At 59.5% G+C, this 18,980-nt stretch carries 20 protein-coding genes; all 20 read right to left on the bottom strand.

Annotated elements, in window-relative coordinates:
- Window positions 1-12 precede the first annotated feature (12 nt).
- Window positions 13-780, bottom strand: a complete 768-nt coding sequence (locus KSS90_RS25425) for a DeoR/GlpR family DNA-binding transcription regulator (RefSeq protein WP_217867744.1) — start codon at window positions 778-780, stop codon at window positions 13-15.
- 142 nt (window positions 781-922) lie between these two features.
- The gene (glmU, locus tag KSS90_RS25430) at window positions 923-2,290 is read right to left on the bottom strand and encodes a bifunctional UDP-N-acetylglucosamine diphosphorylase/glucosamine-1-phosphate N-acetyltransferase GlmU (protein ID WP_217867745.1); all 1,368 of its coding nucleotides are present in this window, start codon (window positions 2,288-2,290) and stop codon (window positions 923-925) included.
- Window positions 2,291-2,410: 120 nt separating this feature from the next.
- Window positions 2,411-2,830 carry a F0F1 ATP synthase subunit epsilon gene (locus tag KSS90_RS25435; protein WP_028690018.1) on the bottom strand — a complete coding sequence of 140 codons (420 nt, stop codon included), beginning with the start codon at window positions 2,828-2,830 and terminating at the stop codon, window positions 2,411-2,413.
- A 44-nt stretch (window positions 2,831-2,874) separates the two neighbouring features.
- Window positions 2,875-4,251 carry a F0F1 ATP synthase subunit beta gene (atpD, locus tag KSS90_RS25440; RefSeq protein ID WP_023628563.1) on the bottom strand — a complete coding sequence of 459 codons (1,377 nt, stop codon included), beginning with the start codon at window positions 4,249-4,251 and terminating at the stop codon, window positions 2,875-2,877.
- 27 nt (window positions 4,252-4,278) lie between these two features.
- On the bottom strand, window positions 4,279-5,139 hold the full coding sequence (gene atpG / locus KSS90_RS25445; RefSeq protein WP_023628562.1) for a F0F1 ATP synthase subunit gamma: 861 nt from the start codon (window positions 5,137-5,139) through the stop codon (window positions 4,279-4,281).
- 48 nt (window positions 5,140-5,187) lie between these two features.
- Window positions 5,188-6,732: a F0F1 ATP synthase subunit alpha gene (gene atpA, locus KSS90_RS25450; protein ID WP_217867746.1), complete on the bottom strand. Its 1,545-nt coding sequence runs from the start codon at window positions 6,730-6,732 to the stop codon at window positions 5,188-5,190.
- A gap of 21 nt (window positions 6,733-6,753) precedes the next feature.
- Entirely contained in the window at window positions 6,754-7,290 is a 537-nt protein-coding gene (locus KSS90_RS25455) for a F0F1 ATP synthase subunit delta (protein ID WP_023628561.1), read from the bottom strand.
- Between the two features lie 12 nt (window positions 7,291-7,302).
- Window positions 7,303-7,773, bottom strand: a complete 471-nt coding sequence (locus tag KSS90_RS25460) for a F0F1 ATP synthase subunit B (RefSeq protein WP_102683388.1) — start codon at window positions 7,771-7,773, stop codon at window positions 7,303-7,305.
- Window positions 7,774-7,831: 58 nt separating this feature from the next.
- Window positions 7,832-8,089 (bottom strand): F0F1 ATP synthase subunit C, encoded by a 258-nt coding sequence (gene atpE / locus KSS90_RS25465; protein WP_003097235.1) that lies wholly within the window; start codon window positions 8,087-8,089, stop codon window positions 7,832-7,834.
- A gap of 144 nt (window positions 8,090-8,233) precedes the next feature.
- Window positions 8,234-9,103, bottom strand: coding sequence for a F0F1 ATP synthase subunit A (gene atpB / locus KSS90_RS25470; RefSeq protein ID WP_023628560.1), 870 nt, complete (start codon window positions 9,101-9,103; stop codon window positions 8,234-8,236).
- A 16-nt stretch (window positions 9,104-9,119) separates the two neighbouring features.
- Window positions 9,120-9,527 (bottom strand): F0F1 ATP synthase subunit I, encoded by a 408-nt coding sequence (locus KSS90_RS25475; protein WP_011536507.1) that lies wholly within the window; start codon window positions 9,525-9,527, stop codon window positions 9,120-9,122.
- Between the two features lie 149 nt (window positions 9,528-9,676).
- Window positions 9,677-10,549, bottom strand: coding sequence for a ParB/RepB/Spo0J family partition protein (locus KSS90_RS25480; protein ID WP_023628559.1), 873 nt, complete (start codon window positions 10,547-10,549; stop codon window positions 9,677-9,679).
- A gap of 9 nt (window positions 10,550-10,558) precedes the next feature.
- Window positions 10,559-11,350 carry a ParA family protein gene (locus KSS90_RS25485; protein ID WP_011536509.1) on the bottom strand — a complete coding sequence of 264 codons (792 nt, stop codon included), beginning with the start codon at window positions 11,348-11,350 and terminating at the stop codon, window positions 10,559-10,561.
- Between the two features lie 18 nt (window positions 11,351-11,368).
- A complete protein-coding gene (gene rsmG / locus KSS90_RS25490; RefSeq protein ID WP_217867747.1) occupies window positions 11,369-12,019 on the bottom strand; it encodes a 16S rRNA (guanine(527)-N(7))-methyltransferase RsmG in 651 nt (216 codons plus the stop codon).
- The gene (gene mnmG / locus KSS90_RS25495; RefSeq protein ID WP_217867748.1) at window positions 12,016-13,908 is read right to left on the bottom strand and encodes a tRNA uridine-5-carboxymethylaminomethyl(34) synthesis enzyme MnmG; all 1,893 of its coding nucleotides are present in this window, start codon (window positions 13,906-13,908) and stop codon (window positions 12,016-12,018) included. Before mnmG ends, rsmG begins: the two co-directional genes overlap by 4 nt.
- 537 nt (window positions 13,909-14,445) lie before the next feature.
- Window positions 14,446-15,819 carry a tRNA uridine-5-carboxymethylaminomethyl(34) synthesis GTPase MnmE gene (mnmE, locus tag KSS90_RS25500; protein ID WP_217867749.1) on the bottom strand — a complete coding sequence of 458 codons (1,374 nt, stop codon included), beginning with the start codon at window positions 15,817-15,819 and terminating at the stop codon, window positions 14,446-14,448.
- Between the two features lie 83 nt (window positions 15,820-15,902).
- A complete protein-coding gene (yidC, locus tag KSS90_RS25505) occupies window positions 15,903-17,585 on the bottom strand; it encodes a membrane protein insertase YidC (RefSeq protein WP_217867750.1) in 1,683 nt (560 codons plus the stop codon).
- 2 nt (window positions 17,586-17,587) lie between these two features.
- The gene (yidD, locus tag KSS90_RS25510; protein WP_011536514.1) at window positions 17,588-17,833 is read right to left on the bottom strand and encodes a membrane protein insertion efficiency factor YidD; all 246 of its coding nucleotides are present in this window, start codon (window positions 17,831-17,833) and stop codon (window positions 17,588-17,590) included.
- On the bottom strand, window positions 17,826-18,227 hold the full coding sequence (rnpA, locus tag KSS90_RS25515; protein ID WP_102683383.1) for a ribonuclease P protein component: 402 nt from the start codon (window positions 18,225-18,227) through the stop codon (window positions 17,826-17,828). Before rnpA ends, yidD begins: the two co-directional genes overlap by 8 nt.
- Window positions 18,228-18,240: 13 nt before the next feature.
- Entirely contained in the window at window positions 18,241-18,375 is a 135-nt protein-coding gene (rpmH, locus tag KSS90_RS25520) for a 50S ribosomal protein L34 (RefSeq protein WP_003253163.1), read from the bottom strand.
- Window positions 18,376-18,980: the final 605 nt, after the last annotated feature.

Consider the following 18,980-nt stretch of genomic DNA (forward strand, 5'->3'; position numbering starts at 1 on the left):
AAGATGTTGCTCCTAGCTGATAGCGGCGCAGATAAGGGTGATGCCGCGGGCTTGAATCCGGTCGCGTGCCTCGGCGGGCAGGCGATCATCAGTAATCAGGGTGTTCACGCTGCCCCAGGGCAGCTCGAGGTTGGGGATCTTGCGACCGACCTTGTCCGACTCGACCATGACGATCACCTCGCGGGCCACTTCGGCCATGACCCGGCTCAACCCCAGCAGTTCGTTGAAGGTGGTGGTGCCACGCTCCAGGTCGATGCCGTCGGCGCCGATGAACAGCTGGTCGAAGTCGTATGAGCGTAGTACCTGCTCGGCCACCTGGCCCTGGAAGGACTCCGAGTGCGGGTCCCAGGTACCACCGGTCATCAGCAGGACGGGTTCATGCTCTTGTTCGCTGATAGCCCGGGCTACATTGAGCGAGTTGGTCATCACCACCAGGCCTGGCTGGCGCCCGAGCTGCGGGATCATTGCCGCCGTGGTGCTGCCGCTGTCGATGATGATGCGCGCGTGTTCGCGAATGCGCTCGACTGCCGCACGGGCTATGGCCTGCTTGTAGAGGGACACCGGTTGGACCGTGTCGCCCAGCAGCTCCTGGGGCATGGTCACCGCGCCACCGTAACGGCGCAGCAGCAGGCCGTTGGCCTCCAGGGCGGCGAGATCCTTGCGGATGGTCACTTCGGAGGTTTCGAAACGCTTGGCCAAGGCGTCGACACTGACCTCGCCCTGCTCGTTGAGCAAGGCCAGGATATTGTGGCGCCGTTGTGGTGTATTTCGTTTCGACATGTCGATTTAAGTTTCGGTTCGAAAGATAAGTGTTGCAATCAAAACCTAAGTCGATCGATTCGTCAAGTCGGGCATTAACCGGCAAATAAAAAGGCCGACTTATTCACATAAGCCGGCCCTGTGCAAAAGCGCTGTGGATAACTCAGCTTTTCTTGATTTTCTCCGGCCGCTTCCAGCCTTCGATATTGCGCTGGCGCGCACGGGCAACGCCCAACTGCCCGGCGTCAACCGTCTGGGTAATGGTCGAGCCCGCTGCGGTAGTGGCCCCGGCCTGGATTTCCACAGGGGCAACCAGGGAGTTGTTGGAGCCAATGAACACGTCCTCACCCATCACCGTGCGGAACTTGTTGGCGCCGTCGTAATTGCAGGTGATGGTGCCAGCGCCGATGTTGCTACGGGCGCCGATCTCGGCATCGCCCAGGTAGGTCAGGTGGCCGGCCTTGGCGCCCTCACCCAGGTGGGCGTTCTTCAGCTCGACGAAGTTACCCACATGCGCCTTGGCCTCCAGCACGCTGCCTGGACGCAAGCGGGCGAACGGTCCGGCATCGCTGCCCTCGCCCATCACCGCGCCTTCGATATGGCTGTTGGCCTTGATGACCACGCCCTTGCGCAGGGTGCTGTCCTTGATCACGCAGTTCGGGCCGATCTGCACGTCGTCCTCGATGACGACCTTGCCCTCGAGGATGACATTGATGTCGATAAGAACATCGCGGCCCACTGTCACCTCACCCCGCACGTCGAAACGCGCCGGATCGCGCAGAGTCACACCTTGTGCCATCAGGCGACGGCCTTCGCGTAGCTGGTAGTGACGCTCGAGTTCCGACAGCTGGCGGCGGTCGTTGGCGCCCTGCACTTCCATCGTGTCGTGAGGCTGCTCGGTAGCGACCACCAGGCCATCGTCCACGGCCATGGCGATCACGTCGGTGAGGTAGTACTCACCCTGGGCATTGTTGTTGGACAGGCGGCCCATCCAGTCGGCCAGGCGTGCGGCCGGCATGGCGAGGATACCGGTGTTGCCTTCCTTGATCGCCTTCTGCGCTTCGCTGGCGTCCTTGTGCTCGACGATAGCGGTCACTTTGCCTGCGCCATCACGCACGATGCGACCGTAGCCGGTCGGATCTTGCAAGGTTACGGTCAGCAGGCCCAACTGTTGTTCGCTGACCTTGGCCAGCAAGCGCTGCAGGGTCTCGACCTCGATCAACGGCACATCGCCGTAGAGCACCAGCACGGTGTCGGCGGTGATCGCCGGCAACGCCTGGGCCACGGCATGGCCAGTGCCCAGTTGCTTGTCCTGCATGACGAAGTTCAGATCGTCGGCCGCCAGGCGTTCGCGCACCAGCTCCGCACCGTGGCCGATCACCACGTGAATACCTTTTGGCTGCAACTGGCGAGCGCTGTGGATAACGTGGCCGAGCATGGAGTTGCCGGCAACCGGATGCAGTACCTTGGGCAGCGCGGAGCGCATGCGGGTGCCTTGGCCTGCGGCGAGAATGACGATATCGAGGGACATTACTGGCTACCAATCCTGGGCGGTCAGGGACGTGACCAAAGGGGAAATTCAGAAAAGAAAAAGGGTAGCCGAGGCTACCCTTTAACTCAATCGCATTGGAAGTGACCGGCCAAAGCCAGGTTACTTGCCCTTGCGCAATTGCTGGACAGTACGCAGCTGAGCTGCAGCTTCGGCCAGACGTGCGGCAGCAGCACCGTAGTCGAAGTCCGAGCCTTTCGTGTTCAGAGCGTTCTCGGCAGCCTTGAGGGCTTCCTGAGCTTGAGCTTCGTCCAGGTCGGCAGCGCGCTGCACGGTGTCGGCAAGAACCTTGACCATGTTCGGCTGCACTTCGAGGAAGCCACCGGAGATGTAGTACACCTCCTGAGTGCCACCCTGCTTGGTCAGCGTGATCGGACCAGGCTTGAGATTGGTGATCAGCGGCGCGTGGCCCGGAGCGATACCAAGATCACCCAGGTTACCGTGCGCAACTACCATCTCGACCAGGCCGGAGAAGATTTCTCCTTCCGCGCTGACGATATCGCAATGGACTGTCATAGCCATCTGCTTGCCTCAACCTGATTAGCGCCCCTTGCGGGGCGCCGGGATTACAGTTTCTTGGCTTTCTCGATCGCTTCGTCGATGCTGCCGACCATGTAGAACGCTTGTTCTGGCAGGTGGTCGTAGTCACCTTTGAGGATGCCGCTGAAGCCAGCGATGGTGTCCTTGAGCGAAACGTACTTGCCTGGCGAGCCGGTGAAGACTTCGGCCACGAAGAACGGCTGCGACAGGAAGCGCTGGATCTTACGAGCGCGGGCAACCAGTTGCTTGTCGGCTTCGGACAGTTCGTCCATACCCAGGATCGCGATGATGTCCTTCAGCTCTTTGTAGCGCTGCAGAACATACTGAACGCCACGAGCGGTGTCGTAGTGCTCGGTGCCGATCACGTTCGGGTCCAGCTGGCGCGAAGTCGAGTCCAGTGGGTCGACCGCTGGGTAGATACCCAGGGAAGCGATGTCACGGGACAGAACGACGGTGGCGTCCAAGTGGGCGAAGGTGGTCGCTGGCGACGGGTCGGTCAGGTCGTCCGCAGGTACGTATACGGCCTGGACGGAGGTGATCGAACCTTCCTTGGTCGAAGTGATACGCTCTTGCAGAACGCCCATCTCTTCGGCCAGGGTCGGCTGGTAGCCTACTGCCGAAGGCATACGGCCCAGCAGTGCGGATACTTCGGTACCGGCCAGGGTGTAACGATAGATGTTGTCGACGAACAGCAGAACGTCGTTACCTTCGTCACGGAACTTCTCAGCCATGGTCAGGCCGGTCAGCGCTACGCGCAGACGGTTTCCTGGTGGCTCGTTCATCTGACCGTAGACCAGCGCTACCTTGTCGAGAACGTTGGAGTCCTTCATCTCGTGGTAGAAGTCGTTACCCTCACGAGTACGCTCACCCACACCAGCGAACACGGAGTAACCGCTGTGTTCCATGGCGATGTTACGGATCAGTTCCATCATGTTGACGGTCTTGCCGACGCCGGCACCACCGAACAGACCAACCTTACCACCCTTGGCGAACGGGCAGACCAGGTCGATAACCTTGATGCCGGTTTCCAGCAGGTCGTTGCCGCCTGCCTGGTCAGCGAACGAAGGCGCTGGCTGGTGGATACCGCGACGCTCTTCTTCGCCGATCGGGCCAGCTTCGTCGATCGGGTTGCCCAGGACGTCCATGATACGGCCCAGGGTTGCCTTGCCGACGGGTACCGAGATGGCAGCCTTGGTGTCGACGACATCCAGACCACGCTTCAGACCTTCGGTCGAGCCCATCGCAATGGTACGAACCACGCCGTCGCCCAGCTGCTGCTGAACTTCCAGGGTGGTTTCCGCGCCTTGTACTTTCAGCGCGTTGTAAACACTCGGCACGGCATCACGTGGGAATTCCACGTCGATGACGGCGCCGATGATTTGAACGATACGTCCGCTACTCATAGCTGGATCCTCTGAATTTTTGAACCGTTAAACCGCGGCAGCGCCGCCGACGATTTCCGAGATCTCCTGGGTGATCGCAGCCTGACGCGCCTTGTTGTAGATCAACTGAAGCTCTTTGATCAAATCACCGGCGTTGTCTGTGGCGTTCTTCATGGCGATCATCCGGGCCGCTTGTTCAGCAGCGTTGTTCTCGACCACCGCCTGGTAAACCTGCGACTCCACGTAACGCACCATCAAGCCGTCCAGCAGCTCTTTTGCGTCGGGTTCGTACAGGTAGTCCCAGTGGTGCTTGAGTTCCTGATCCGGGGTTGCCACCAACGGTACCAACTGCTCGACCGTCGGTTTTTGGGTCATGGTGTTGATGAACTTGTTCGAAACCACCGAGAGGCGATCGATACGGCCGTCGAGGTAGGCGTCCAGCATCACTTTGACGGAGCCGATCAGATCGTTGATCGATGGCTCTTCGCCCAGGTGGCTGATCGCGGCTACGACGTTGCCGCCAAAGATGCGGAAGAAAGTCGCACCCTTGCTGCCGATCACGCACAGGTCGATTTCAACGCCCTGTTCGCGGTTTTCGCCCATGTCCTTGACCAGGGCCTTGAACAGGTTGGTGTTCAAGCCACCGCACAGACCACGGTCACTGCTCACCACGATATAACCGGCGCGCTTTACAGGGCGCTCGATCATGAACGGGTGGCGGTACTCCGGGTTGGCGTTGGCCAGATGACCGATCACCTGGCGGATACGCTCCGCGTAAGGACGGCTAGCAGCCATGCGCATTTGTGCCTTGCGCATCTTGCTGACCGCCACTTTCTCCATGGCGCTGGTAATTTTTTGCGTGCTTTTGATGCTCGCAATCTTACTGCGAATCTCTTTTGCGCCTGCCATGTATCACCTATCAGGTTAGCAAGCGGGGGCCGGGGCCCCCGCTGCGGCTTACCAGGTCTGGGTGGCCTTGAACTTCTCGATACCGGCTTTCATGCCAGCGTCGATTTCGTCGTTGAAGTCACCCTTCACGTTGATCTTCGCCATCAGCTCGGCGTGATCACGGTTGAAGTAGGCGATCAGAGCTTGCTCGAAGCTACCGACCTTGGCGACTTCTACGTCGGTCAGGAAACCACGCTCAGCGGCGTACAGCGACAGGGCCATGTCGGCGATCGACATTGGCGCGTACTGCTTCTGCTTCATCAGCTCGGTAACGCGCTGACCATGCTCCAGCTGCTTGCGGGTAGCCTCGTCCAGGTCCGAAGCGAACTGGGCGAAGGCCGCCAGTTCACGGTACTGGGCCAGGGCGGTACGAATACCACCGGACAGCTTCTTGATGATCTTGGTCTGGGCGGCACCACCAACACGGGATACCGACACACCGGCGTTAACGGCAGGACGGATGCCTGCGTTGAACATGGCCGATTCCAGGAAGATCTGACCGTCGGTGATCGAGATCACGTTGGTCGGAACGAACGCGGAAACGTCGCCAGCCTGGGTTTCGATGATCGGCAGAGCGGTCAGCGAGCCAGTCTTGCCAGTTACGGCACCGTTGGTGAACTTCTCTACGTACTCTTCGGAAACGCGCGATGCACGCTCCAGCAGACGGGAGTGGAGATAGAACACGTCGCCTGGGTACGCTTCACGTCCTGGTGGACGGCGCAGCAGCAGGGAGATCTGACGGTAGGCAACGGCCTGCTTGGACAGGTCATCGTAAACGATCAGGGCGTCTTCACCGCGGTCACGGAAGAACTCGCCCATGGTGCAGCCGGCGTAAGGCGCCAGGAACTGCAGTGCGGCGGATTCCGAAGCACTGGCAACGACCACGATGGTGTTGGCCAGGGCGCCGGCTTCTTCCAGTTTGCGAACGATGTTGGCAACGGTGGAACGCTTCTGGCCGACTGCAACATAAACGCAGAAAATACCGGAGTCTTTCTGGTTGATGATGGCGTCGATGGCCATGGCGGTCTTGCCGATCTGACGGTCACCGATGATCAGCTCGCGCTGGCCACGGCCAACCGGGATCATGGCGTCGACGGACTTGTAGCCAGTCTGTACAGGCTGGTCTACCGACTTACGCCAGATCACGCCTGGAGCTACTTTCTCGACCGCGTCGGTCTGGGTGTTGCCCAGAGGACCTTTGCCGTCGATCGGGTTACCCAGTGCGTCGACGACGCGACCCAGCAGTTCCTTACCAACCGGAACTTCCAGGATGCGGCCAGTGCACTTGGCGCTCATGCCTTCGGCGAGGGTGTCATAGGCACCCAGGATCACTGCACCTACGGAGTCTTGCTCCAGGTTCAGGGCCATGCCGAATACGCTGCCAGGGAACTCGATCATTTCGCCGTACATGACGTCGGCCAGACCGTGGATCCGCACGATACCGTCGGAAACCGAAACGACGGTACCTTCGTTACGGGCTTGGGAGCCGATATCGAGGTTGTCGATGCGGCCCTTGATGATTTCACTAATTTCGGAAGGATTGAGTTGCTGCATTGCTCTGCTGCCCCTTCAAACTCAAGATTTCAAGGCTTCGGCCAGTTTCGCGATTTTCCCGCGAACCGAACCGTCGATTACCAGGTCGCCAGCGCGGATGACGACGCCGCCGATCAGGCTGGCATCCTCCGACGCGTGCAGGCGCACTTCCTGGCCTAACCGTGCACTGAGAACCTTGGCGAGTTTGTCTTGCTGTTCTTGGTTCAACGCAAAAGCACTGGTGACTTCCACGTCCACGGACTTCTCTTGCTCGGCCTTGTACAGGTCGAACAGAGTCGAAATCTCCGGCAGAAGCAGGAGACGTTCGTTTTCCGCGGCAACATGAATGAAATTCTGTGCCTTGGCGTCAAACTTGTCACCGCACACTTCAATGAATGCGGCGGCCTTTTCTGCGCTAGTCAGTTGCGGGGCCTTGAGCAGGCGCTGCATGGTGTCGTCTTGCGACACCGCAGCAGCCAGGCCGAGCATGGCTGACCAATTGGCCAGTTGCTGATGGGCCTGGGCATGCTCGAAGGCAGCCTTAGCGTAAGGTCGGGCCAACGTGGTCAGTTCTGCCATGATCGCCCTCGCTTAAATTTCAGCGGCCAGTTTGTTAACCAGCTCCGCATGCGCGTTTTGATCGATTGTGGCGCCAAGGATCTTTTCAGCACCGCCAACAGCCAGGGCACCCACTTGGGCACGCAGGGCGTCTTTGACGCTGTTCAGTTCCTGTTCGATCTCGGCTTGAGCCTGAGCCTTCACACGGTCAGCTTCGACGCGGGCCTGTTCACGGGCTTCCTCGACAAGCTGAGCAGCGCGTTTCTTGCTTTGCTCAATGATTTCGGCTGCCTGTGCCTTCGCTTCACGCAGTTGCTGACCCACTTTCTCTTGGGCCAGCTCCAGGTCGCGAGCAGCGCGATTGGCAGCGTCCAGGCCGTCAGCAATCTTCTTCTGGCGCTCTTGCAGAGCAGTGATGACCGGAGGCCATACGTACTTCATGCAGAAGAGCACAAAAATCAGGAAAGCAACGGATTGGCCAATCAGGGTTGCATTAATGTTCACGCCAACACCTCGCTCGGTCTTTGTTCATCACAGCCTTTCACTCGTTGGAAACGAGTGATTAGCCGGCGATCTGACCAACGAAGGGGTTTGCGAAGGTGAAGAACAGAGCGATACCAACACCGATCATGGTTACGGCGTCGAGCAGACCGGCAACGATGAACATCTTGACCTGCAGCATTGGAACCATTTCTGGCTGGCGAGCAGCGCCTTCCAGGAACTTGCCGCCCAGCAGGCCGAAACCAATGGCGGTACCCAGAGCACCCAGGCCGATCAGCAGAGCAACAGCGATAGCGGTCAGACCAACTACAGTTTCCATCTTTCCTCCCGACTTTTACGTCGTATTGGTTAGGTTTTTAGTTTGAAGCGGTAAAACAAATCGTTTGATACAGCATGCCCTTGCGGACTTTTTAAGCCCTCCCCCCATACGGGCGGGGAAGGCTATCAGACACGCCAGGCGGTCTTAATGGTTATCTTCGTGAGCCATCGACAGGTAGACGATGGTCAGCATCATGAAGATGAAAGCTTGCAGGGTGATGATCAGGATGTGGAACACAGCCCACGCCCACTGCAGCACCACACCCAGGCCGCTGAGCCAGAGGATGCCGGCGCCGAACATCACCGCGATCAGGATGAACACCAGCTCGCCGGCGTACATGTTGCCGAACAGACGCAGTGCCAACGAGATCGGCTTGGCGATCAGGGTGACGAACTCGAGCAGGAAGTTCACCGGGATCAGCAGGATCTGCACGAAGATGTTCTTGCTGCCGAACGGGTGCAGGGTGAGCTCGCCGATGAAGCCGCCGATACCCTTGACCTTGATGCTGTAGAAGATGATCAGCGCGAACACGCTCAGGGCCATGCCCAGGGTGGCGTTCGGGTCGGTGGTCGACACCGCGCGGAACGGGATGTGCGGATCACCGGAGATCAGGATGGCCAGCTGAGGAATCCAGTCGACCGGTACCAGGTCGATGGCGTTCATCAGGAATACCCAGACGAAGATGGTCAGCGCCAGCGGGGCGATCACCGGGCTGCGGCCGTGGAAGGAATCCTTCACGCTGCCGTGGACGAAGTCCACCAGCACTTCGACGAAGTTCTGCAGGGCGCCAGGCTGGCCGGAAGTGGCCTTTTTAGCCGCCATGCGGAAGATGAACAGGAAGATCAGACCCAGCGCAACGGACCAGCCCAGGGTGTCCAGGTGGAACGCCCAGAAGCCCATTGCCTTGGCTTCTGCAGCCGAATGGGCCAAGCCCCAGCTGCCGTCTGGTAGTTGACCGTAGGTCAGGTTCTGCAAGTGGTGCTGGATATAGCCCGAAGCGGTTTCTGCTGCCATGGTTGCCTCAAACGCCCTAAGGTCTCGAAAGTCTTTTATTCATCAGCAGGGGCGCGAACCAGCTGACCAAAAGGGTCAGCACGAAGACGCCGAATACTGCCAACGGCGCCAATGGCTTCACTCCTGCGAAGGTCAGTGCAAACAGCACTGCCGTCAAAATCATCTTGCCTGCCTCGCCCGCGTAAAACGACTTGACGATGGCCTGCGCCGCCCGGGCTCCGCTGAAGCGAAAAGCCTTCCAGGCGAAATACACATTGGGCAGCCAGGCAATCAAACCTCCGCAAAGGCCTGAATATCCACTGACCACCCCTTTCCACTGCCACAACACCAGCGTTGCCAGCAGCAGTACGACAAATTGAGCCAGCAGTACCGGAAAAACCGCCCAGCGATGGAAAGGCAGGCGGTTTGGCGTGCGGATTTCCATCACAACTGCTCCTCGAAAGTCGACCGCCTCGTCAACAATGACTTGGCATAATTTGTGCCGACAAAATGCGCGCAGAGTATAGGGGTGGATTAACCCCTATTCAACTCTTCGGTAGTGATTTCCGACTGCGCGCTACAACAGGAATTGTTTCAGCGGATGTGAGCAAGCACGCCTTGCAACTCGTCAAGAGAGTTGTAGCGAATAACCAACTGGCCTTTGCCCTTGTTGCCATGGCGAATTTGTACCGCCGAGCCCAGGCGCTCTGCCAGACGCTGTTCAAGACGCGTGATATCCGGATCAGGTTTGCTCGCCTCGACCGGCTCAGGTTTGCCACTGAGCCACTGACGCACCAGTGCCTCGGTTTGGCGCACGGTGAGGCCGCGTGCGACAACATGACGCGCCCCTTCTTCCTGGCGATCTTCCTCGAGGCCGAGCAAGGCGCGGGCGTGGCCCATCTCCAGGTCGCCATGAGCGAGCATGGTCTTGATCGCCTCGGGCAGCGAGATCAGGCGCAGCAGGTTGGCCACGGTCACCCGCGACTTGCCCACGGCATCGGCGACCTGCTGCTGGGTCAGTTCGAATTCCTGCTGCAGACGCTGCAGGGCGAGCGCCTCTTCCAGCGGGTTGAGGTCCTCGCGCTGGATGTTCTCGATCAGCGCCATGGCGATGGCGGCTTCGTCGGGTACCTCGCGGACCATGGCCGGAACGGTATCCAGGCCTGCCTGCTGGGTGGCGCGCCAGCGGCGCTCACCGGCGATGATCTCGTAGCGGTTGTCGCCGATCGGGCGAACCACGATCGGTTGCATGACGCCATGGGTGCGGATCGAGTGCGCCAGTTCTTCCAGCGCCTCGGGATCCATGTCGCGACGCGGTTGGTACTTGCCGCGCTGGATCAGCTCGACCGGCAGATGTTGCAGTTCCTTCTGGTCGATCTTGACAGCCTGCGCTTCGAGCGCGCTGACGGAAGGACCACTGAGCAGTGCATCCAACCCACGTCCGAGACCGCGTTTCTTGATGGCCATGCGGATTCCTTAAGTTGTTTGTGCAATGCGTGATGGACGGCGCTGGCGGCGGACCAGTTCCCCGGCCAGCGCCAGATAGGCAAGCGCGCCACGGGATTGCTTGTCGTAGGCCAGTGCCGGCATGCCGAAGCTCGGCGCCTCGGCAAGGCGGATGTTACGTGGGATCACGGTGTCGTACAGCTGATCACCGAAGTGTTCCTTGAGCTGCGCCGAAACATCGTTGTTCAGGCTCAGGCGCGGGTCGTACATGGTCCGCAGCAAACCTTCGATCTTCAGCTCCGGGTTCAGCCGGGCGGCGATACGCTTGATGTTATCCACAAGGTCGCTCAAACCTTCCAGCGCGTAGTACTCGCACTGCATGGGGATGATCACGCCATCGGAGGCGACCAAGGCGTTGAGCGTCAGCATCGACAACGACGGCGGGCAGTCGATGAGGATGTAGTCGTAATTCTCGCGGATCGGCGCCAGCGCATTGCGCAGACGGCTCTCCTTCATCTGCATCTCGAGCAGGACCACCTCGGCGGCGGTCAAGTCGCGGTTGGCCGGCAACAGCTGGTAACCACCGTGCTCGGAGTAGTGCATCGCCTGGGCCAGGTCGCACTCCCCGATCAGCAGGTCGTACACCGAATGCTCGAGCTCGTGTTTATCCACACCACTGCCCATGGTGGCGTTGCCCTGTGGATCGAGGTCGATCAGCAGCACGCGACGCTTGGTCGCAGCCAGCGATGCGGCGAGATTGATGCAGGTGGTGGTCTTGCCCACACCACCCTTCTGGTTCGCGATTGCGAATACCTTAGCCATTGTTGCGTGTGTTCCCAGTCATGCCTTGCGGCGCAGTATCAGCAGATGGCGCTGGCCCTGGCAACCTGGAACGGTCAGGGCCTGCTCGCTTTCCACTGTGAAGTCTGCGGGCAATGCTACCAGTTCATCGGCAGGATGCAGCCCCTTCATTGCAAGCCATTGCGTGCGGGCGTCACCCAGGTGGCGGGTCCAGTTGGTGAAATTCTCCATGCTGCTGAAGGCCCGGGAAATGATCCCGCAGAACGGCTGCTCGGGCTGGACCTCTTCCACCCGGCTGTGGATAACCGTGAGGTTGTCCAGTTTCAGCTCCATCTTCACCTGGGTGAGGAAGCGCGTTTTCTTGCCGTTGCTGTCGAGCACCGTCACCTGCTTGTGCGGGTGCAGGATGGCCAGCGGAATGCCTGGCATGCCGCCGCCGCTGCCGACATCCAGCCAGCGCTGGGTGTCATTGTGGATAAACGGCATGACGCTGAGGCTGTCGAGCAAGTGACGCGAGACCATCTCGTCGGGGTCGCGCACGGCAGTCAGGTTGTACGCCTTGTTCCATTTGATCAACAGGGCCAGGTAGCCCAGCAGCAGTTCGTGCTGCTGCGCGGTCAGCTCGACACCAAGCTGACGCGCACCTGTGGACAACTCTTCGGCATGTTGCGGGGTGACCGGGGAACTCAAGCGCTTTGCTCCAATTCGCGGCCTGCGCCGCGTTTTTTCAAGTGAATCAGCAACAGGGAAATCGCCGCCGGGGTAACGCCAGGAATACGCGAAGCCTGGCCCAGGGTCTCTGGCCGGGTGTCGCCGAGCTTGCCCTGGATCTCCTTGGACAGCCCGGAAATGGTCGTGTAGTCGATATCCACAGGCAGACGCGTGTCTTCACTGGCGCGCAGGCGGGCAATCTCTTCCTGCTGACGGTCGATGTAGCCGGCGTACTTGGTCCTGATCTCGACCTGCTCGGCGACCTGTGGATCGATGTTCTCGCCGCCGGTTGCCTCGATCAGGCCAGCGTAGTCGATTTCAGGGCGGGCAAGCAGGTTGAGCAGGCTGTACTCGTGCGCCAATGGCGTGCCGAACTTATCCACAATGGCTTGGCCTTGCGGCGTGTTCGGGCGCACCCATGTGCTCTTCAGGCGCTGCTCTTCACGCTCGATGCCTTCGCGCTTGGCGCTGAACGCCGCCCAGCGCTCATCGTCGATCAAGCCGAGTTCGCGGCCTTTCTCGGTCAGGCGCAGGTCGGCGTTGTCTTCGCGCAGGATCAGCCGGTACTCGGCTCGCGAAGTGAACATGCGGTACGGCTCTTGGGTGCCGAGGGTGATCAGGTCGTCGACCAGCACACCGATATACGCCTCGTCGCGGCGCGGGCACCAGCTTTCACGGCCCTGGGCGCGCAGCGCCGCGTTGGTCCCGGCCAGCAGGCCTTGGGCACCGGCTTCTTCGTAGCCGGTGGTGCCGTTGATCTGGCCTGCGAAGAACAGGCCGCCGATGACCTTGGTCTCGAGGCTGTACTTCAGATCGCGTGGATCGAAGTAGTCGTACTCGATGGCATAGCCCGGGCGCACGATGTGCGCGTTCTCCATGCCGCGGATCGAGCGGACGATCTCGAGCTGCACGTCGAACGGCAACGATGTGGAAATACCGTTGGGATACAGCTCATGGGTGGTCAGGCCTTCCGGCTCGATGAACACCTGGTGGCTTTCCTTGTCGGCGAAGCGGTGGATCTTGTCCTCGATCGACGGGCAGTAGCGTGGGCCGATGCCTTCGATTACGCCCGAGTACATCGGCGAACGGTCGAGGTTCGAGGCGATGATCTCGTGGGTACGCGCATTGGTATGGGTAATGAAGCAGCTGACCTGACGCGGGTGCATCTGCGCATTGCCCATGAACGACATCACTGGGATTGGCGTGTCGCCCGGTTGCTCGGTCATCACTGAGAAATCCACCGAGCGGCCATCGATGCGTGGCGGGGTACCAGTTTTCAGCCGGCCGACACGCAGCGGCAATTCACGCATGCGGTTGGCCAGGGCGTTGGCGGGCGGATCGCCCGCGCGGCCACCGGAATAGTTCTGCAAACCAATGTGGATAAGTCCACCGAGGAAAGTCCCGCTGGTCAGTACCACGGAGTCGGCGAAGAATCGCAGGCCCATTTGCGTGACCACGCCCTTGACCTGGTCTTGTTCGACGATCAGGTCGTCGCAGGACTGCTGGAATATCCACAGGTTGGGCTGGTTTTCCAGGATTTCACGTACCACGGCCTTGTAGATGGCGCGGTCCGCCTGTGCACGGGTGGCGCGTACCGCCGGACCCTTGCGGTTGTTCAGAACGCGGAACTGGATGCCGCTCTTGTCGGTGGCCAGTGCCATCGCACCGCCAAGCGCATCGATTTCCTTGACCAGGTGGCTCTTGCCAATGCCACCGATAGCCGGGTTGCAACTCATGTGACCGAGGGTTTCCACGTTATGGGTCAGCAGCAGGGTTTTCACACCCATGCGTGCGGACGCAAGCGCAGCCTCGGTACCGGCATGGCCGCCGCCGATGACGATCACTTCAAAACGGGAAGGGAAATCCACCACGCACCTCGTGCCTGTTTTTGCGAATAGAGAAGGTAAGCGGACAAGTATAGGGACTTCCCACCCTCCAAAGAAACCTTCTGAGCAAAATTTGACCAGGCTGTGGATGAGTGGCAGGTAAAAGAAAACAAAGAGGAAAAATTTAAAAAAGCTTTGTTTTTATGTTTATGTTTAGGCACCCACCTGTCTGTGCATAAGTCTCTACACACCATATTTTTCAATGTGTACAGAGAATCATAACCCTGTGTCCAGGTAGCCCTGGGGGCTCTGGATACCGCTGTTTAACCTGTGGATGAATCGCGCTGTTACCCACAGGCAGGTTTGTCCTCAGAAAAAAAGCCTGGTTATCAACGGAGCTGAGGTCGAGTTTTCCACAGAGCTTAGCCAGGCGTGCGGAACGCTGTTGATGAAATATTTTCCGCAGCGCTTGTCGTCCGTGGTCGCTGGCCTGCTTGCAATGACCCGTACCGACACGAATCGCAGGCAAAAAAAAGCCGCTCCAGAGAGCGGCTTTGTTGCGAATCGAACCCTGTGGGATCACTTGCCAATGCAGAAGCTGGAGAAGATCCGCCCCAGCAGGTCATCCGAGCTGAATGCTCCGGTAATTTCACCCAGCACTTGCTGTGCCTGGCGCAGATCCTCTGCCAGCAACTCACCGGCACCGGCGAGGGTCAGCTGCGCACGGCCATGCTCGAGGTGTGTACTGGCCTGGCGTAGCGCCTCCAGGTGCCGGCGACGAGCGCTGAAGCTGCTTTCGGCGGTTTGTTCATAGCCCATGCAAGCCTTGAGATGCTCACGCAGCAGATCCAGGCCCATGTCGTTGTCCCGGGCGCTGAGGGTGATGGTGACGTGCCCATCGTCGCTCTGCTCCAGGCCCACGATCTCACCACTGAGATCCGCCTTGTTGCGAATGAGGGTGACCTTGGCTACGTCGGGGCGCTGATCGAGAAACTCTGGCCACAAGGCAAACGGATCACTGGCTTCCGGTGCCGTCGAATCGACCACCAGGAGCACACGGTCGGCCTCACCGATGGCCTTGAGCGCCCGTTCCACACCAATCTTTTCCACATGGTCATCGGTGTCACGCAAGCCTGCGGTGTCGACCACATGCAGCGGCATGCCGTCGATGTGGATATGTTCGCGCAGGATATCCCGGGTGGTGCCGGCGATATCGGTGACGATTGCCGCTTCACGCCCGGCCAACTGGTTGAGCAGGCTCGATTTACCGGCATTCGGTCGGCCTGCGATGACCACTGTCATGCCGTCACGAAGCAATGCGCCTTGCCCTGCTTCGCGCTGAACTGTGGATAACGTGTCACGTACTTCATCGAGCATGCGCAGCACATGGCCATCGGCGAGAAAATCGATCTCTTCCTCCGGGAAGTCGATGGCGGCTTCGACATAGATACGCAGGGCGATCAGTGCTTCGGTGAGCCCATGCACACGCTTGGAGAAAGCCCCCTGCAGGGAACGCAGGGCGTTGCGCGCAGCCTGCGTGGAGCTGGCTTCGATCAGGTCGGCGATTGCCTCGGCTTGGGCCAGGTCGAGCTTGTCGTTGAGGAACGCTCGCTCGCTGAATTCACCTGGACGTGCCAGCCGGCAACCGAGCTGCAAGCAACGTTGCAGCAGCATGTCCATGACTACCGGACCGCCATGGCCCTGCAGCTCCAGCACATCTTCGCCTGTGAACGAGTTCGGCCCGGGGAAGAACAGCGCGATCCCTTCATCCAGCACCAGGCCATCGTCATCGCGGAACGGGCCGTAATGGGCATGCCGCGGGGTCAGCGTATTGCGCCCGGTGATGACTTGCCCGGCCTGGCGGGCCAGCGGGCCGGACAATCTGACGATGCCTACCCCGCCACGGCCCTGGGCGGTGGCGATGGCGGCAATGGTTTCACGCACTGTGTTCATGCTCGAACCTCTACAACGAATACGACAGATAGCAAAAACGCCCCAGGGGGGCGTTTTTGTTCACAGGCTAGCGTAGCAGCCCGTCAAGCGGCTGCGTTCTTGGTCGCTGCCTCGATACGACGAGTGATGTACCACTGCTGTCCGATCGACAGGCAGTTGTTCACAACCCAGTACAGCACCAGACCAGCCGGGAACCACAGGAAGAAGAAGGTGAAGATGATCGGCATCATTTTCATTACCTTCGCCTGCATCGGATCGGGCGGGGTCGGGTTCAGACGCTGCTGGATGAACATGGTGGCGCCCATGATGATCGGCAGGATGAAGAACGGATCCTTGATCGACAGGTCGGTGATCCACAGCATCCACGGGGCCTGGCGCATCTCGACGCTTTCCAGCAGTACCCAGTACAGGGCCAGGAACACCGGCATCTGCACCAGGATCGGCAGGCAGCCGCCCAGCGGGTTGATCTTCTCTTTCTTGTACAGCTCCATCATCGCCTGGGACATCTTCTGGCGATCGTCACCGAAGCGTTCCTTGAGCTGGGCCAGTTTTGGCGCCACGGCACGCATGCGCGCCATCGAGCGGTAGCTGGCGGCCGACAGGGGGAAGAACAGGCCCTTGATCAACATGGTCAGGACGATGATCGACCAGCCCCAGTTGCCCAACAGGCTGTGGATATGTTGCAGCAGCCAGAAGATCGGCTGGGCGATGAACCACAGGAAGCCGTAGTCGACGGTCAGTTCCAGGCCTGGGGACAACTCCTTGAGCTTGGACTGGATCTTCGGGCCGGCATACAGCATGGCGCTGGTTTCGACCTTGCCGCCGGCAGGGACGTTAAGCGCCGGGCCGGTATAGCCGATGATGTAGTTGCCCTGGCTGTCCTTGCGGGTCTGGACGGCGTTGTTGTCCGAGTGGGTCGGAATCCAGGCGGTCACGAAGTAGTGCTGCAGCCAGGCGACCCAGCCGCCGGTCACATTTTCTTTCAAACTACCTTTGTCGATGTCTTTCATCGACACTTTCTTGTACGGCTCGGAAGCTGTCCACAGGGCCGCGCCCAGGTAGGTGGCGGTACCGGTGGCGGTGCTCGACGACGGGTCGGAGCTGGCGTCACGCTTGAGCTGGGCAAACATGTTGCCGGTCCAGGCCTGGCTGCTCTGGTTGTCGATCAGGTAGCTGACGGTCAGGTCATACTCACCGCGCTTGAAGCTGAAGCGCTTGATGTAGTTGACGCCGTTCTCGCTGAACTTCAGGTCGACCGACAGTTGGTCCTGGCCGTCGGCCAGTTGGAAGCTCTTCTGCTCTGCGGCGTACAGCGGGCGGCCAGTGGAACGGGCGTCCGGACCGTTGGCGCCGGTCAGGCCACTCTGCGCCAGGTATACACGTTCGCCACCGTTATCGAACAGCTGGAACGGAATATCCGGATGGTCCTGGCGACGAGGGTACTTCGGCAGGGTCAGTTGGACGATGTCACCACCGACCGGGTCGATAGCCAGGTCCAGGACGTCGGTCTTGATCCGGATCAAGTCCTTGCTGAGCGCCACCGGCGCCAGTTCGGCTGGGCTGGATTCAGCATTGGCGCTTGGCACATCGGCGCTTGCACCGGCGTTGCCGGCCGGCACGGTGTCCGGCAAGGCCGGGGCAGCATTGCTGGCAGCAGCATGCTGAGTCGGCAGGGCAGCCTGGCCGTAGTCCTGGTTCCACTTGAGGACCATGACATAGGACACGATTGCCAGGGCGACGATCAGGATCGTGCGTTTAATATCCATGATTACTCGGCTATCGAAGAAGTTCGGGAGGAAGGAGCAGGTGGAACGGGATCGAAACCGCCGTCGTTCCACGGATGACAACGCCCCAGGCGACGAACGGCCAGCCATCCACCACGCAAGAGGCCATGGTTTTCAATGGCTTCATAGGCGTAGCAGGAGCAGCTGGGATAGAAACGACAGTGGCTGGCCATCAGTGGACTGATGGCGTAACGGTAAAACTGGATCGGGACGAGGGCCAGTTTACGCATCGTGACTGTCTACCCCTGCGGAGTTGGCGACCGCTGGAGAGGGCCGACTGCGGACCAGTCGCTTCCAGAGCTTGCCAAAGTGTTGGTGCAATTCTGGGTTTTCCACTTCGCCCAACCCCTTGCGCGCGACGATCACGATGTCCAGGCCAGCCAACAGCTGCTGGTTCAGGCGAAACGAATCGCGCATCAGGCGTTTCAGGCGATTGCGTTGAACGGCGAGCTTGACGCTCTTCTTGCCGATCACCAGGCCTAGGCGCGGATGATCGAGGCCGTTCTCGCGGGCAAGGATAAGCAGGTTTTTCCCTGGAACCTTGCCGGTTGGGGAGTCGAAGACCGCTTTGAAATGCCGGGGTGTAAGCAGTCGCTTTTCCCGACTGAAGTCCTGACTCACCACCTGTGCCGAAAAATCAAATGGCCAGACGCTTACGGCCTTTGGCGCGGCGACGCGACAGAACGGCACGGCCGTTCTTGGTAGCCATACGGGCACGGAAACCGTGGGTGCGGGCGCGCTTGATGGTGCTTGGTTGGAAAGTACGTTTCATGGCGTGTTACCTGGGTTGGTCGACAACGGGCCGGAAGGGCCCCCTTTCTAAGAGATCGGCGATTCTAGAGAAAGCAAGGCAATAGGTCAATTTCCAACCAGTCATTCCTTATGGAAGGTCGAATCATGGAAGGTCGGATCCGATTGCCCGGTGGTCGACATCCAGCAGACTGCCTGTATGGACAGAGCGCTGATAAACGAAAAAAACAAAGAGGCATATAAAAAGCTTTTTTGAAGAACTTATAGATCTTAAGTGGACAACCATCTGTTGATAAGTCACTCAAGGCCTTTATTTACAAGCTGTACAGAGATTCACAACCTTGTCCGTAAGGGGTGTTCTCTCTGTGCGACCCATGAGGAAAACCTGTGTGCGAAAGGGGTGTTTATCCACAGATGATTTATCCACAGAGCTGAACCCAGGGTTGTGCATAGCCCACAAGTGGCGTTATCCACAGGGCTTATCAGCATCGTCAGAATGATAAAAAGGTCAGTTTTTGGCGGCTTTACCTTGGTCGCGATCACCGTCACGTGTGGATAACTGACCGCCTGCCCGGTACAATGGCGGTTTGTTTTTGCCTCATCCGGCTTTCAACTCAGGGGATATCC

This window comes from Pseudomonas maumuensis (genome assembly GCF_019139675.1).
In the GTDB taxonomy this organism is placed as follows: domain Bacteria; phylum Pseudomonadota; class Gammaproteobacteria; order Pseudomonadales; family Pseudomonadaceae; genus Aquipseudomonas; species Aquipseudomonas maumuensis.

Coding starts and splice junctions, on each gene's coding strand:
- atpB (WP_023628560.1), bottom strand. CDS start 9,103: ATGGCAGCAGAAACCGCTTCGGGCTATATCCAGCACCACTTGCAGAAC.
- KSS90_RS25435 (WP_028690018.1), bottom strand. CDS start 2,830: ATGGCTATGACAGTCCATTGCGATATCGTCAGCGCGGAAGGAGAAATC.
- atpA (WP_217867746.1), bottom strand. CDS start 6,732: ATGCAGCAACTCAATCCTTCCGAAATTAGTGAAATCATCAAGGGCCGC.
- yidC (WP_217867750.1), bottom strand. CDS start 17,585: ATGGATATTAAACGCACGATCCTGATCGTCGCCCTGGCAATCGTGTCC.
- atpG (WP_023628562.1), bottom strand. CDS start 5,139: ATGGCAGGCGCAAAAGAGATTCGCAGTAAGATTGCGAGCATCAAAAGC.
- KSS90_RS25425 (WP_217867744.1), bottom strand. CDS start 780: ATGTCGAAACGAAATACACCACAACGGCGCCACAATATCCTGGCCTTG.
- KSS90_RS25485 (WP_011536509.1), bottom strand. CDS start 11,350: ATGGCTAAGGTATTCGCAATCGCGAACCAGAAGGGTGGTGTGGGCAAG.
- atpD (WP_023628563.1), bottom strand. CDS start 4,251: ATGAGTAGCGGACGTATCGTTCAAATCATCGGCGCCGTCATCGACGTG.
- KSS90_RS25480 (WP_023628559.1), bottom strand. CDS start 10,549: ATGGCCATCAAGAAACGCGGTCTCGGACGTGGGTTGGATGCACTGCTC.
- rpmH (WP_003253163.1), bottom strand. CDS start 18,375: ATGAAACGTACTTTCCAACCAAGCACCATCAAGCGCGCCCGCACCCAC.
- atpE (WP_003097235.1), bottom strand. CDS start 8,089: ATGGAAACTGTAGTTGGTCTGACCGCTATCGCTGTTGCTCTGCTGATC.
- KSS90_RS25475 (WP_011536507.1), bottom strand. CDS start 9,527: ATGGAAATCCGCACGCCAAACCGCCTGCCTTTCCATCGCTGGGCGGTT.
- glmU (WP_217867745.1), bottom strand. CDS start 2,290: ATGTCCCTCGATATCGTCATTCTCGCCGCAGGCCAAGGCACCCGCATG.
- yidD (WP_011536514.1), bottom strand. CDS start 17,833: ATGCGTAAACTGGCCCTCGTCCCGATCCAGTTTTACCGTTACGCCATC.
- mnmE (WP_217867749.1), bottom strand. CDS start 15,819: ATGAACACAGTGCGTGAAACCATTGCCGCCATCGCCACCGCCCAGGGC.
- KSS90_RS25455 (WP_023628561.1), bottom strand. CDS start 7,290: ATGGCAGAACTGACCACGTTGGCCCGACCTTACGCTAAGGCTGCCTTC.